This window comes from Sphingomonas sp. TDK1, from assembly GCF_001650735.1.
In the GTDB taxonomy this organism is placed as follows: Bacteria; Pseudomonadota; Alphaproteobacteria; order Sphingomonadales; family Sphingomonadaceae; genus Sphingomonas.
In genome coordinates, this window is the sequence record NZ_LXVY01000003.1 from 286,216 (window position 1) to 299,912 (window position 13,697).

The following is a 13,697-nucleotide window of genomic DNA, read 5'->3' on the forward strand; positions in this document are numbered from 1 at the left end:
TGCAGCGCCATTGAGGATTGCTGATAGATCAGCGCTCGGCGACAAGCGCCCGGGTCAGCGTCGCGAGGCGGGTACAGGCGTCGTCGAGCAGCTCGCCGCTCTGGACGATGCAGGCCACCTTGGGCAGCGGCGGCAGCCGCGGATCCTCGGCCTCGGCCAAGTCGCTCAGGAACAAATGGGTGCGACAGGTGACACCAAGGCCGGCATGCACCGCAGCGCGCAGGGTCGACAAATTGGGCGTTTCCACCGCGATCCGGTAGCGCACGCCCGCTTCCTCGAGCGCGTGCATCGCCGCCTCACGAAAGCGGCAGGGCGATTCGAGCACGGCGAGGGGAAGAACCTCGCGTTCGAGCAGGTCGGTCGCGCCGAACCAGGCCATTGGCGTCACCGCCAGCGCATCGGCGGCATTGGCGGCGGCGAAGCCGACGATCACGTCCAGCTCCCGTCGGGCAAGCAGCTCCTGAAGTTCCGCCGTGCCGGCAACGCGGGCGAGGATCTCGGCTTCGGGGTGGAGTTCGGCGAACTGGGCGAGGAGGCCGGTCAGCATCGTCTCGGCAAAGTCCTGCACCATGCCGACTCGTGCCGGCCCGGCAAACTTGCCCGCCGTCACCGCCGCTACCGCCTCGTCATGGAGGTTGAGCACGCGGCGGGCATAATCGAGCAGCACCGCACCGGGCTGGGTGAGCACCAGCCGGCGGCCCTCGCGGTGGAACAGCGATTGCTGCACCAGCTCCTCCAGCCGCTTGATCTGCAGGCTGAGGGCGGACTGAGTGAGGAACACCTGTTCCGACGCCTGCAGCATGGAGCCGGTATCGACGATCGATACGAAGCTGCGCAGGATATTGGTCGGTAGATTCACCGGCATCGCGCCCATTCCCCTATGGTTTTTATTTCCTAGCTTTGCAGTAGGTTTAGTGTTGCTCAACAAAGCTTGCCTGCGCGCCCTCCAAGCTGGGCTTGGTCAGGCAAGCGCCGCTTATATGGGCTCGCGTAAAACTCGATTGTGTTGATGGGGATTTGGCGCAGGATTGCACCTCCAGTCGATCAAGGGGGTGTCATGTCGCAGCGCACGCGCAGAAATGGGTTCGCCTGGGGGGCGCGGTGGCTGTCCCCGATCGCCTTCCTGCTCGTGTGGGAGGCGGGATCGCGCACCGGCATCATTCCCGCCCGTACGCTCGCCGCCCCCTCGACGGTGCTGTCGACAGGACTCGAGATGCTGTGGAGCGGCGAGCTGCCGTCCAACCTGCTCGTCTCCTTCTGGCGGATCGCGCTGGGGCTGGGTTTTGGCGTCACCGCCGGCATCCTGCTGGCGCTCGCCGCCGGGCTGTCGCGCAAGGGCGAGATCGCGCTGGACCCGCTCATGCAGATCAAGCGCACCATCCCGACGCTCGCGCTGACGCCGCTGTTCATCGTCTGGTTCGGGATCGGCGAGACCCCCAAGGTGGCACTGATCGCCTTTGCCTGCACCTTCCCGGTGTATCTCAACCTCTATAGCGGCATCCGCAGCGTCGACGTGCGGCTGCTCGATGCCGCGCGCAGCTTCGGGCTCAGCCGCGCCGAGCAGGTGTGGCATGTGATCCTGCCGGCCGCGCTGCCCTCGCTGCTGGTCGGCCTGCGCTATGCGCTGACCATTTCGATCCTGGTGCTGGTGGTGGCCGAGCAGATCAATGCCTCGGCCGGCCTCGGCTATCTCGTCAACAACGCGCGCGACTTCATGCGGACCGACGTGATCGTCGTCTGCCTGCTGGTCTACGCCACCCTCGGCCTCGCCGCCGACTGGCTGGTCCGCGCGATCGAAGGCCGGGCACTCGCCTGGCGCCCCAACCTGGTGGAGCAAGCCGCATGAGCATCGCCGAAATCGCCCGTGAGATCGTCGTTCCCGCCGAACCTGCCGTAGAGGGTGTCGCCGATCCGGTGGTGCGCCTGCGGGGCTTCGTCCGCCGCTTCGGCCAGACGGAAGTGCTGCGCGGCCTGGATCTGGACATCGCCCCCGGCGAGTTCGTCGCGCTGCTCGGCCGCTCCGGCAGCGGCAAGACCACGCTGCTGCGCACGCTGGCCGGCCTCGACGATGCGCGGGGGCAGGACGTGGCGGTGCCGACCTCGCGTGCCGTGGTGTTCCAGGATGCGCGGCTGTTGCCGTGGAAGCGGGTGTGGCGCAACGTCGCGCTGGGGCTGAAGGGGCCGCAGGTGCGCGAGCGGGCACAGGCGGCATTGGTCGAGGTGGGCCTCGGCCACCGGCTCGAAGCCTGGCCGCTGACGCTGTCGGGCGGGGAGGCGCAGCGCGCGGCGCTGGCTCGGGCCCTGGTCCGCGAGCCGAGCCTGTTGCTGCTCGACGAGCCCTTCGCGGCGCTCGACGCGCTGACCCGGCACCGGATGCACGACCTCGTGCTGGCGCTTTGGCGCAGCCACAAGCCCGCCGTGATGATGGTGACGCACGATGTCGACGAGGCGATCGCGCTGGCCGACCGCATCGTGGTGCTCGATTCCGGCCGCATTCTCGCCGAGGAGCGCATTGCCGCTCCGCGCGGCGAGCGCGCCGGGCTGAGCGCGGCGCTGCGCGAACGGCTGCTGTCGCTGCTCGGCGGCGAGCCGGCGGCGGACGTGGTGCCCTTTACCAAGGGCGCGCGGCCATGAGCCTGGCGGCGGTGTCCCAGGTGCCGCGACCCAATGTCGCCCGGCTGCGCCGCTTCGTCGGTGCGCTGGCGGAGCTGGTCGAGCGCGAGCGCGATGAGGCGGTGCTGCTCGGATCGGGTGCCTCGCTGCTCGGCGCGTTGGTCGCCAGCGACGACTGGCTGCCGGAGGCCTATGCCCGGCCGCATCCCGATCGCTATCAGCAATATCTGCTCCATTGCGACGCGCGTGAGCGCTTCTCGGTAGTGAGCTTCGTCTGGGGGCCGGGCCAGCGCACGCCGGTGCATGACCACCGCGTCTGGGGTCTCGTCGGCGTGCTGCGGGGGCGCGAGAGGGTGCAGGGCTTCGTCCGCCGATCGGACGCGCTTGTTCCTGCTGGACCCGAGCGCGAGCTGCGCGCGGGCGAGGTCGAGCATTTCTCCCCCGCGGGCGGCAACGACCTGCACCAGGTGTCGAACGGCATCGCCAACGGCGTGTCGGTCAGCATCCATGTGTACGGCGCGAACATCGGCGCGTTCGAGCGCGCCACCTATGGCCCCGACGCCCAGCCGAAGCGCTTCGTCTCCGGCTACGCCAACACCGATCTCCCCAATCTCTGGGACCGTTCCGAGGAGCTTCGATGACCACGCCTGCCCAGATACGTCACGCCCTGCTGACCAACCGCGAAATCGCCCTGATCGACCTGCGCGAGGAGGCTGAGTTCGCGCTCGGCCACCCGCTGTTCGCCGCCCAGATTCCGCTGCGGCGGCTGGAGATCGAAGCCGAATGGCGGCTGCCGCGCCGCGACGTGCCGGTGGTGCTGTATGACGATGGCGACGGGCTGGTGGAGCCCGCGATCGCGACGCTGCGTGGCCTCGGCTATACGAACGTACAGGCGCTGGACGGCGGCCTCGCCGGTTGGCGCGATGCGGGGTACGAGCTGTTCGAGGATGTGAACAGCTATTCCAAGGCGTTCGGCGAACTGGTGGAACATCGCCGCCACACGCCCTCGCTGCCCGCCGAGGAAGTGCACGCGCTGATCCGCGAAAAGGCCGATATCGCCATCCTCGATGCCCGCCGTTTCGACGAATATCGCACGATGAGCATCCCCACCGGTGTCAGCGCGCCGGGTGCCGAGCTGGTGCTGGCGGCCAAGGCGGTGGCGCCTGATCCGGACACGACGATCATCGTCAACTGCGCCGGCCGCACGCGCAGCATCATCGGCGCACAGTCGCTGATCAACGCCGGCGTGCCGAACCCGGTGTTCGCGCTCCGCAACGGCACCATCGGCTGGACGCTTGCGGGGCAGGGGCTTGATACCGGCCAGACCCGGCAGGCGCCCGAGCTGCCGCTGGAGGGCGCGGACGAGGCGCGGCTGCGCGCCCGCAACGTCGCCTATCGCGCCGGGGTGAAGCGCATCGGCCTTGCCGACCTTGCCGAACTGGAGCGCGACACTAGCCGCACCCTCTATCGCTACGACGTGCGCCAGCCCGCTGCGTTCGAGGCCGGCCATATCCCCGGCTTCCGCAATGCCCAGGGTGGCCAGCTGGTGCAGGAGACCGACCATAACGCCCCGGTGCGCGGCGCGCGCATCGTCGTCGCGGACGATCTGGGGCCGCGCGCCGACATGACCGCCTCCTGGCTCGCCCAGATGGGCTGGGAGGTGCTGGTGCTCGACGGCGGTTTCGATGGTCCGCTGGAGACCGGCAGCGATGGCGCGCCGCCGCCGCGCGGTCCCGAGGGCCGGTACAAGCGCCCCTATGAGGGCACCGACAACAAGGCCGCGGCGATGCAGGCCTATCTCGACTGGGAATATGGCCTGGTCGACCAGCTCGCCCGCGACGGCACCCACGGTTTCCACGTCCTCTGAGCTTCAGGAGCAGCTCCATGTCCGTCAAGTTCATCGGCTATATCGGTTTCAACGATCATTCGGAAATCCATGCCGCCACCCGTTCGCGGGCGCTCGACAAGACCTATGTCGAGGCAGCGGCCAAGGCGCAGGAGGAAGGCGGCTTCGACCGGGTGCTGATCCCGTTCGGATCGGCCTCGCCCGAAAGCCAGATCGTCGCGGCGCATGCGGCGGCGATCACCACCCGGCTGGGCTTCCTCGTCGCGCATCGACCCGGCTTTACCCAGCCTACGCTCGCCGCGCGCCAGCTCGCCACGCTCGATCAGCTGAGCGGAGGCCGGGTCGCGGTGCACATCATCACCGGCGGTGCCGACGAGGAGATGGCGCGCGACGGCGACCATAGCATCAAGGCCGATCGCTATGCGCGCACGGACGAATATGTCGCCTTGCTCAAGCAGGAATGGACCGCCGCCGGCCCGTTCGACCATGACGGCCGCTTCTATCATCTGAAGGGCGCGTTTAGCGCGATCAAGCCGGACAATCTGCCGGTGTTCTTCGGCGGCGCCTCGCCCGAGGCAATCGACGTCGCAGGGCGCCATGCCGATGTCTATGCGCTGTGGGGCGAAACGCACGACCAGGTGCGGGAGATCGTCGCGCGGGTCCGCACCTCGGCGGCGCGGTACAATCGCCGGCCGGGCTTCTCGCTGTCGCTGCGCCCGGTGATTGCCGACACCGAGGAAGCCGCCTGGAAGCGCGCCGACGAGATCGTCGAGCAGGTGCGCGCCGCCCGCGCCGCAGCGGGCCTGCCGCTGACCGATCACCAGCCGCCCAATGACGGTTCGCGCCGCCTGCTGGAAACGGTCAAGTCCGCGCCGCGCAATGGCCGGCTGTGGACCGCCGTCGCCGCCCTTACCGGCGCGCAAGGGAACAGCACCGGGCTGGTCGGCACGCCCGAACAGGTCGCCGATGCGATGCTCGATTATTACGACCTCGGCATCGATCATTTCCTGATCCGCGGCTTTGAGCCGCTGGCGGATTCGATCGCCTATGGCCGCGACCTGATCCCGCTGGTGCGCGAAAAGGTTGCGGCACGCGAAGCCACGCGGGAGGTCGCGCTTGCGAGCTGAGGCCAGCCGGCGTGGCTTCGTCTCCGTCGCCGGCCTGGGTGCGCTGGCGCTGGCGGCGGGATGCAGCGGGAAGGGCGGCGACGGGCGGGTGCTCAAGGTCGCGAACCAGAAGGGGTCGACCAAGGCACTGCTGACCGCCGCGGGCGTGTTGCAGGGTGCCTCCTACCGCATCGAATGGTCCGAATTCCCGGCTGCGCAGAATCTGCTGGAAGCCGTGAGTAGCGGCGCCGCCGATGTCGGGCTGGTCGGCGACGCGCCCTTCGTCTTCGCCTATCGTAACGGCAGCCCGGTCAAGGCCGTGTCGGCGCAGCGGTCGGCGGGCGGTCGCGAGGCGCTGGGGATCGCGGTGCCGGCGGGCTCGTCGATCCGCAGCCCCGCCGATCTGGTGGGCAAGAAGATCGCCAGCACGCGTGGCTCGATCGGCCATTATCTGTTGCTGGAGGTGCTGGAACGCGCTGGCATTCCCTATGACCGGGTGCAGGTGGTCTTCCTGTCGCCGGCGGACACGAAAGGCGCGTTCGACGCCCGCTCGATCGACGTCTGGGCGACCTGGACGCCCTATCTCACGCTGGCGCTGGGCGGCGGCGCACGGCTGATCGCCGATGCCGAGGATTATGGCCCGCTCTACCGCTTCGAAGTCGCCAACGAAGCGGCGATCCGCGACAAGGGCGATCTGCTGCGCGACTTTCTGGCGCGTGAGGCCAGGGGACTCGACTGGTCGGCGGCGCATCCGCACGAATGGGCGGTGGCGCTGGCCCGTGAAACCGGGTTGGCGCCGCAAGTCGCCGAGCAGGTCGTCCGCAAATATCGCCACGCCCCGGTCGCGCTCGACGGCGCGCTGGCCACGCATCTCGACGCCGCCGCCGCCCGCTTCGCGCGGGCCGGGCTGCTCAAGCCGTCCGGGCGTCCGGCGTCCGAGGTGCTGGCGCCGCTGCGATGATCCCCTTTCCCCTGTTTTCGGAGTGAACCCATGGCTACCGTGCTCGAACGCCCCGTCACCAAGACGATCAGCGATGCGGAATGGCAGGTCCGCGTCGACCTCGCCGCCTTTTATCGCCTGTCTGCCCTCTATGGCTGGGATGACCTGATCTTCACCCATATTTCGGCGCGGGTGCCGGGGCCGGATCATCATTTCCTGATCAACCCGTTCGGCCTTGGCTTCGATGAGATCACGGCGTCCAGCCTGGTCAAGGTCGATCTCGACGGCAATCTGATCGAGCGGGGCGACTATGGCATCAACTATGCCGGCTATGTGATCCACTCGGCGGTGCATGCTGCACGGCCGGATGCCCATTTCATCGCGCATTTCCACTCGCCGGACGGCACCGCCGTTTCCTCCCATGCGGAGGGGCTGTTGCCGCTCAACCAGAAGGCGCTCGCGATCCTCCCGCGGCTCAGCTACCATGACTATGAAGGCGTGGCGCTCAACCTGGACGAGCGGGAGCGTCTGGCCGCGGACCTTGGCGACACCAAGATCATGCTGTTGCGCAACCACGGCACGCTCGCGCTGGGCGAGAGCGTCGGCGAGGCGTGGCTCAACATCTATTCGATCGAATCCGCCTGCACCGCGCAGGTCCGCACGCTTTCGATCGGCCGCGAGCATGTGCTGATCGCGCCGGAGGCCGCGCAGGAGGAAGTACGCCGCCAGATGACCGAGCGACGGGAGGTGGATCGCGGCGGCGGACGCAGCATCTACCGGCTCGTCTGGGAAGCGGCATTGCGCAAGCTCGATCGGCAATCCCCCGGCTACGACCAGTAATTCGCCGTCCGCTCCCTTCGCGGAAAGCATCGGGGCGGGTGCGTCGCACGCGCCCCCTTTTTTCGCGGCGCTCGGCTTTAGCGCTTCTCATCAGCGGATCAGCCATTCGCATTTCCCGCGCTTGGCACGCTCCCATAGCCTCCGTTCAATCTTTCAGGAGCACCGCACATGAGCGATCGTCAGTTACGGCTTGGCTTCATCCTGCACGGCGTCGGCCCCGGCTGGGACGATTGGCGGCACCCCGATGCGCAGGTGGATGCCAGCACCAATTTCGACTTCTACAAGCGTCAGGCACTAGCGGCCGAACGCGGCAAGTTCGACTATCTGTTCGTGGCCGACAGCGTGTCGATCAACGCGCGCTCCAGCCCCCATTACCTCAACCGGTTCGAGCCGCTGACCATCCTGTCGGCGCTCGCTGCGGTTACCGAGCGGATCGGGTTGGTTGCGACGATTACGGTCAGCTATAGCGAGCCGTTCAACATCGCCCGCCAGCTGGCCTCGCTCGATCACATCAGCGGTGGCCGCGCCGGCTGGAACGTGGTGACCTCGTGGCTGGAGGGCAGCGCCGCCAATTTCGGCAAGGCCGAGCATCTGGCGCACGACGTCCGCTACCGCCTCGCCGCCGAATATCTCGATGTGGTCAAGGGGCTGTGGGACAGCTGGGAAGACGACGCGCTGGTCCGCGACAAGGCGACCGGCCAGTTTCTCGATCCCGACAAGCTGCACGAGCTCAACCACAAGGGCGAGTTCTTGTCGGTGAAGGGGCCGCTCAACATCTCCCGCTCGCGGCAGGGCCAGCCGGTGATCTTCCAGGCGGGTTCCTCGGAGGATGGCCGCAACTTCGCGGCGAAACACGCCGAAGCGATCTTCGTCGCGCATGAAGGGCTGGACGGTGCCCAGGCCTATTATGCGGACCTCAAGGCGCGCGCCGCCGGCTTTGGCCGCGATCCGGACAAGGTGTACATCCTGCCCGGCGCGCGGCCGGTGATCGGCTCGACCGAAGAGGAGGCGAGCCGCAAATACCGGGAGCTCACCGAGCTGGTGACGCTGGAGAATGCGCTTAGGGCGCTGGGCCGCGCGTTCAACGACCATAATTTCAGCGTCTATGATCCCGACGCACCCTTTCCGGAGCAGGTGATCGCTGCGGGGCTGAACAGCAACCTGAGCGCCTCTACCCATATCGTCGAAACCGGGCGGCGCGAGAAGCTGAGCTTGCGCGAACTGGCGCTGCGCTTCGCGACGCCGCGCTCGCCCTTTGTCGGCACGCCCGAGCAGGTGGCCGATGCGCTCCAGCACTGGTTCGAGGCGCGCGGGGCGGACGGCTTCAACACCTTCGAATCGCTGCCCGGCCAGCTCGAGCTGTTCGTCGATGAGGTGGTGCCGATCCTCCAGCGCCGCGGCATCTACAAGCGCGATTATCCCGGCGACACCTTCCGCGACACGCTGGGGCTCGACGTCCCGGTCAATCGCTACACTGCCACGCGGGCGCTGCGCAGCGCCGCCTGAGGGCGCGTGGGCGCCCCGGCCGTGCGGGCTCATTTAAAAGCAGACAGGGAATTTGATGACCTTTCGATCGCCGCGCGCGGCCTTCCTTTCGCTCGCGCTTCTTCCGGCGGCGACGGCGCTGACGCCTGCCCAAGCGCAGGATCGGCCAACCGCGCCGGCGCCTCCCGCAGCGGATACCGACGACATCGTCGTCAGCGCCCGCTACAAGAACGAGACCCTCCAGACCGTGCCGATCGCGATCACGGCTCTGTCGTCGGCACAGATCGAGGCGATCGGCGGGCAGACCAGCCTCAAGGCACTCGCAAACTTCACGCCCAGCGTGACCATCCAGGGGTTCAGCGGCCGCAACCAGACGATTACCATTCGTGGGCTCGGCACCAATTCGGGCGGTACCAATGACGGGCTGGACCAGGGTGTCGGCCTCTATATCGACGGGGTCTATCGCCCACGCACCGGCACGGTGATCAACGATGTGCTCGACATCGACAGCGTGCAGGTGCTGCGCGGACCGCAGGGCACGCTGTTCGGCAAGAACACCGTCGCCGGCGCGATCGACGTGCGGACCAAGGCACCGAGCTTCACCCCCGAAGTCGTCGCCGAGCTGACCTATGGCAATTACAACTATATGCGCGCCCAGGCCGCGGTCTCTGGCGGGCTCAGCGACACGGTGGCGGTGCGGCTCAGCGGGCTGGTCGCGGGCCGCGACGGCACGATCTACAACACCCGTCAGAAGCAGGACTGGGACAATTACGACAATGTCGCGGTCAAGGCCGACCTGTTGTGGAAGCCGAGCGCCGACCTAAGCATCCGCCTGATCGGGGATTATGCCCGCCAGACCGGCAATATGGGGTTCTATCTTTCGGGGCAGGTGTTGCCGACGACTCTGGCCAACGGGGCTTCGGTGAAGGGCTTCACCGCACGTGCCGCCGATATCGGCTATACGCCGCCCGTCATCGATCCCTATCGGCGCCAGACCGACATCAACGGCTCCCAGGCGATCCAGATGCCAAGCGGCGGCCTCACCGCGCGCGTCGATGCGACGCTCGGCGGGCACACGCTGACCTCGATCACCGCGGCACGCTTCTGGAAATGGATCCCCAACTGGGACGGCGACCAGTTCGGCGCGGACATTCTGGGGCAGGGGACGGTGGCCACCAACCAGAAGCAGTTCAGCCAGGAACTGCGCTTGACCTCGCCCAATGGCGGCACGATCGAATATACCGCAGGGCTCTATTATTTCTGGCAGAAGGCCAAGCTGAAGCAGGAGCTGTCGTTCAACAAGGACGCAGCCAAATGGTATTTCGGCCCCAATGCCCCCGATGCGCTGCTGCAAGGGCTGGATACGTTCACCTATGCCGACCCTTCGACCAACAGCTATGCCGCTTATGGCCAGGCGACCTGGCACGTTACGTCGCGTACCGGCCTGACCGGCGGGCTTCGCTATACCTATGAAAAGAAGGCGGGCAGCTATGACGCGGTGCAGGTCGGCATCGTCGCGCCCATTTCCAGCCTGCCGACTGCCTATCAAGCGAGCGCCGCGGCGACACGGGCTGCCTTCTCGCCTTCGGGCGGGGCCTATTCGGCCAGCCGATCAAAGGGCACCGTTTCCTGGTTGCTCAGCGTCAGCCAGGATCTGGGGAGCGATGCGCATCTCTATGCGAGCTATTCGCGGGGGTATAAGTCGGCGGGGATCAACTTGGTCCGCCGGAATGCCGGGATCAACATCTTCGTCGAGCCCGAGCAGGTCGATGCCTATGAAATCGGCCTGAAGACGCAGTTCTTTGATCGCCGGGTGCAGTTCAACACCGCCTTGTTCTGGATGACCGACGAGAACTACCAGGCGAACCTGTACGATGTTTCGAACCGCATCGCCTATCTCGGCAATGCCGGCAAAGTGCGCAGCCGCGGGGTCGAGGTGGATCTGCGCGCCACGGTCGCCAGGGGGCTGAGCCTCAGCGCCTCGGGCACCTTCACCGACGCAAGCTATGTGCGCTACACCAACGCGATCTGCCCGTTCCTGCAATCCTACAAGACGTCGTGCGACATTTCGGGCCAGCGGCTTTCGGGCACGTCGAAATGGGTGGGCGCGGTACAGGCGCGCTACGAGACGGCGCTGGGCAGCCGCCTGGTCGGCTATGCTGCCGCCGATGCGAGCTATCGCTCCAGATTCTTCTCCGCCGTGAATGACGATCCCTTCACCGAGATCAAGGGCTATGCACTGGTGGGCGCCCAGCTGGGCCTGCGCGCGGCGAACGGCCCGTGGGACGTGTCGGTGTGGGCGCGCAACCTGCTCGACAAGAACTATCTCACCACCGCCACCGTCAACGGGACCTGGGGGCTGACCCAGGTCGCCCCCGGCGAGCCGCGCACCTACGGCATCACGCTGCGGACCCGCTTCCGGTGACCGCCCAATGGAACGAGCCGATCATGCCTCTCGACGCCGCCGTTTCGCGCCGCAGCCTGCTTGCCGTCTCCGCCGCCGGGTTGCTTGCCGCCTGTACCAAGGGTGCGACCGCAAAGTTGGTGATCGGCGACCAGCGCGGCGGGATCCAAGCGCTGCTGCAAGCCTCCGGGCAGCTGAAGGAGGTACCCTTTGCGATCGAATGGGCGCAGTTCCCCAACGCCGCGCCGCTGATCGAGGCAATGGGTGCCGGCGCGATCGATACCGGCGTGGGTGGCGATGCGCCGTTCATCTTCAGCCTCCAGTCCGATGCCGGCGTGAAGGCGATCGCCGCCTTCCGCCTGACGGGCGATGCCGTGACGGTGATGGTCCCGGGCCGGTCGCCGATCCGCAGCTTCGCCGATCTGCTCGGCAAGAAGGTGGCGACCCCGCGCGGCTCGATCGGCCATTATCTGCTGCTCGCGGGGCTCAAGCGGCTCGGCCAGCGCTTCGATGCGATCGACATCCGTTTCCTGAACCCCTCCGACGGCCGCGCCGCCCTGTCGAGCGGGTCGGTCGATGCCTGGGCGATCTGGGACCCCTATGCGGCCATCGCCGAGCTGAGCGACGGGATGCGGATCGTGCCGGTCGAGCGGTCGTGGACGCCGGGCCTGGGCTTCGTCTTCGCCTCCGATCGCGCACTCCGCGACAAGCGGCCGCAGCTCGAGGCGTTTACTCGGCGGTTCGCCACCGCGCGACGCTGGGGTGAGACGCACCGTGAGGCCTATGCGCAGATGCTGACCGGTCAGACCGGTCTGCCGATCGCGGCGACGCGCCGCTTTCTTCATCGCACCGTCAATGTGCCGGTGCCGATCGATGCGGCCCTGATCGCGGAGGAGCAGCAGATCGCCGACCTGTTCCACGCGGCGGCCCTGCTAGCCCGCCCGGTGCAGGTCGCGCCGCATTTCGCCCCCCTTTGCCCCCCCCCAACCGCAAGGAGTGCCGTGATGGCCAAGCGACAGCTCAAACTCGGACTCGTGACCATGGGCGTGGGCGGTCCGGGCCAGACCAATCGCTGGCTCGACCCGGAAATCCCGGTCGATGCCAGCGTCAACATCGACTGGTATATCGACATCGTTCGCCAGGCCGAGGCGGCCAAGTTCGACCTGGTGTTCATCGTCGACAGCCAGTTCATCACCGCCGACTCGCCGCCGCATTATCTTAACCGGCTGGAGCCGCTGACGCTGCTCTCCGCGCTGGCGGTGGCGACCACCCATATCGGCCTGGTCGGCACGCTCACCACCTCGTACAACGCGCCGTTCAACCTCGCCCGGCGGCTCGCCTCGCTCGATCTGATCAGCAAGGGGCGGGCGGGCTGGAACGTTGTGACCAGCGGCGATGCCGGCACGGCGGGCAATTACGGGCTCGACGAACATTACGACTATGCCACCCGCTATGGCCGCGCCTTCGAATATCTGGAGGTCGTGCGCGGGCTGTGGCGCTCCTATGAGGATGACGCGCTGGTGCGGGACCGGGCGACCGGGGTGTTCCTCGACAAGGACAAGCTGCACGCGCTCCACCACAAGGGCGAGCATTTCTCGGTCGTCGGGCCGCTCAACATCCAGCGCTCGCCGCAGGGCGAGCCGGTGATCTTCCAGGCCGGCGATTCCGACCAGGGACGCACGCTGGGCGCGACGGTGGCCGACGCGATCTTCACCCATGCCAGGACGATCGAGCAGGGGCAGACCTTCTATGCCGATCTCAAGGGGCGCGCCGCCGCGCTCGGCCGGGATCCGGACAGCGTGCTGATCCTGCCCGGTTTCTCGATCACCGTGGGCGATACCGATGAAGAGGCGCAGGCAATCGATCGCGCGCTGCGGCGGGTCGACCAGAGCTTCGAACAGGCGCTCGCCGAGTTCGGCCGTCCGTTCGGCTGGCACGATTTCCGTCGCTATGATCTCGACGCGCCCTTCCCGGTCGAGGCGCTGGAGCATGCCCGGAGCAGTTTCTACACCCAGGCCAAGGCGATCACCGATCGGGCGATAGAGCTGGGCCTGACGTTGCGCGAGACGGTGGAAGTGCAGCGCGACCTGTACGCCAGCCCCTTTGTCGGGTCGGCCGCGACGGTGGCCGACGAGATCGAACGCTGGTTCGAGGCGCGGGCGCTCGACGGCATCAACGTCCATGCCGGGCGCCCCAGCCAGTTCCGCCGCTTCACCCAAGAGGTGGTGCCGCTGCTGCAGGCGCGAGGCGTGTTCCGCACGGACTATGAGCATGCCACGCTTCGCGGTCACCTGGGGCTGCCGATTCCGGCCAATCGGCGAAGCGAGCGCCGGGCTGTCGAGGAGTCGCTGGCCGAAGGTGGATTGGTGGCTTGATGCACAGGCGGTGGCTTGCGCTCCTGTTTCCGCCAGCCAGCTGCTGCTGGTTCGAAAGGCTCGCCGCGCATAAGGGCTGTTCTGCTCG

The 13,697-nt window shown here is 67.4% G+C and carries 11 protein-coding genes; 10 read left to right on the forward strand and 1 reads right to left on the reverse strand.

Going from position 1 to position 13,697, the window contains the following annotated elements; all coding sequences use genetic code 11:
- Positions 1–28: 28 nt before the first annotated feature.
- Positions 29–865: a LysR substrate-binding domain-containing protein gene (locus A7X12_RS03490; protein ID WP_064310285.1), complete on the reverse strand. Its 837-nt coding sequence runs from the start codon at positions 863–865 to the stop codon at positions 29–31.
- A 192-nt stretch (positions 866–1,057) separates the two neighbouring features.
- Here A7X12_RS03490 and A7X12_RS03495 point away from each other — a divergent pair, with 192 nt between their 5' ends.
- The 10 genes from A7X12_RS03495 (at position 1,058) to A7X12_RS26680 (ending at position 13,609) form a co-directional block, all read left to right on the forward strand.
- Positions 1,058–1,846 (forward strand): ABC transporter permease, encoded by a 789-nt coding sequence (locus A7X12_RS03495; RefSeq protein ID WP_064310231.1) that lies wholly within the window; start codon positions 1,058–1,060, stop codon positions 1,844–1,846.
- Complete coding sequence (locus A7X12_RS03500; RefSeq protein WP_084445029.1) at positions 1,843–2,634, forward strand: ABC transporter ATP-binding protein; 792 nt, start codon at positions 1,843–1,845, stop codon at positions 2,632–2,634. Before A7X12_RS03495 ends, A7X12_RS03500 begins: the two co-directional genes overlap by 4 nt.
- Before the next feature lie 2 nt (positions 2,635–2,636).
- Positions 2,637–3,254 carry a cysteine dioxygenase gene (locus A7X12_RS03505; RefSeq protein ID WP_084445061.1) on the forward strand — a complete coding sequence of 206 codons (618 nt, stop codon included), beginning with the start codon at positions 2,637–2,639 and terminating at the stop codon, positions 3,252–3,254.
- Positions 3,251–4,480 carry a rhodanese-like domain-containing protein gene (locus tag A7X12_RS03510; RefSeq protein ID WP_064310233.1) on the forward strand — a complete coding sequence of 410 codons (1,230 nt, stop codon included), beginning with the start codon at positions 3,251–3,253 and terminating at the stop codon, positions 4,478–4,480. Before A7X12_RS03505 ends, A7X12_RS03510 begins: the two co-directional genes overlap by 4 nt.
- Positions 4,481–4,497: 17 nt before the next feature.
- A complete protein-coding gene (locus A7X12_RS03515; RefSeq protein ID WP_064310234.1) occupies positions 4,498–5,586 on the forward strand; it encodes an LLM class flavin-dependent oxidoreductase in 1,089 nt (362 codons plus the stop codon).
- A complete protein-coding gene (locus tag A7X12_RS03520; protein ID WP_064310235.1) occupies positions 5,576–6,526 on the forward strand; it encodes an ABC transporter substrate-binding protein in 951 nt (316 codons plus the stop codon). Before A7X12_RS03515 ends, A7X12_RS03520 begins: the two co-directional genes overlap by 11 nt.
- 30 nt (positions 6,527–6,556) lie before the next feature.
- Positions 6,557–7,345, forward strand: coding sequence for a class II aldolase/adducin family protein (locus A7X12_RS03525; RefSeq protein ID WP_064310236.1), 789 nt, complete (start codon positions 6,557–6,559; stop codon positions 7,343–7,345).
- Between the two features lie 168 nt (positions 7,346–7,513).
- Entirely contained in the window at positions 7,514–8,851 is a 1,338-nt protein-coding gene (locus tag A7X12_RS03530) for an LLM class flavin-dependent oxidoreductase (protein WP_064310237.1), read from the forward strand.
- Between the two features lie 55 nt (positions 8,852–8,906).
- Positions 8,907–11,255 (forward strand): TonB-dependent receptor, encoded by a 2,349-nt coding sequence (locus A7X12_RS03535; protein ID WP_064310238.1) that lies wholly within the window; start codon positions 8,907–8,909, stop codon positions 11,253–11,255.
- A 23-nt stretch (positions 11,256–11,278) separates the two neighbouring features.
- Positions 11,279–13,609 (forward strand): NtaA/DmoA family FMN-dependent monooxygenase, encoded by a 2,331-nt coding sequence (locus tag A7X12_RS26680; RefSeq protein ID WP_157105490.1) that lies wholly within the window; start codon positions 11,279–11,281, stop codon positions 13,607–13,609.
- The last annotated feature ends 88 nt before the right edge of the window (positions 13,610–13,697 follow it).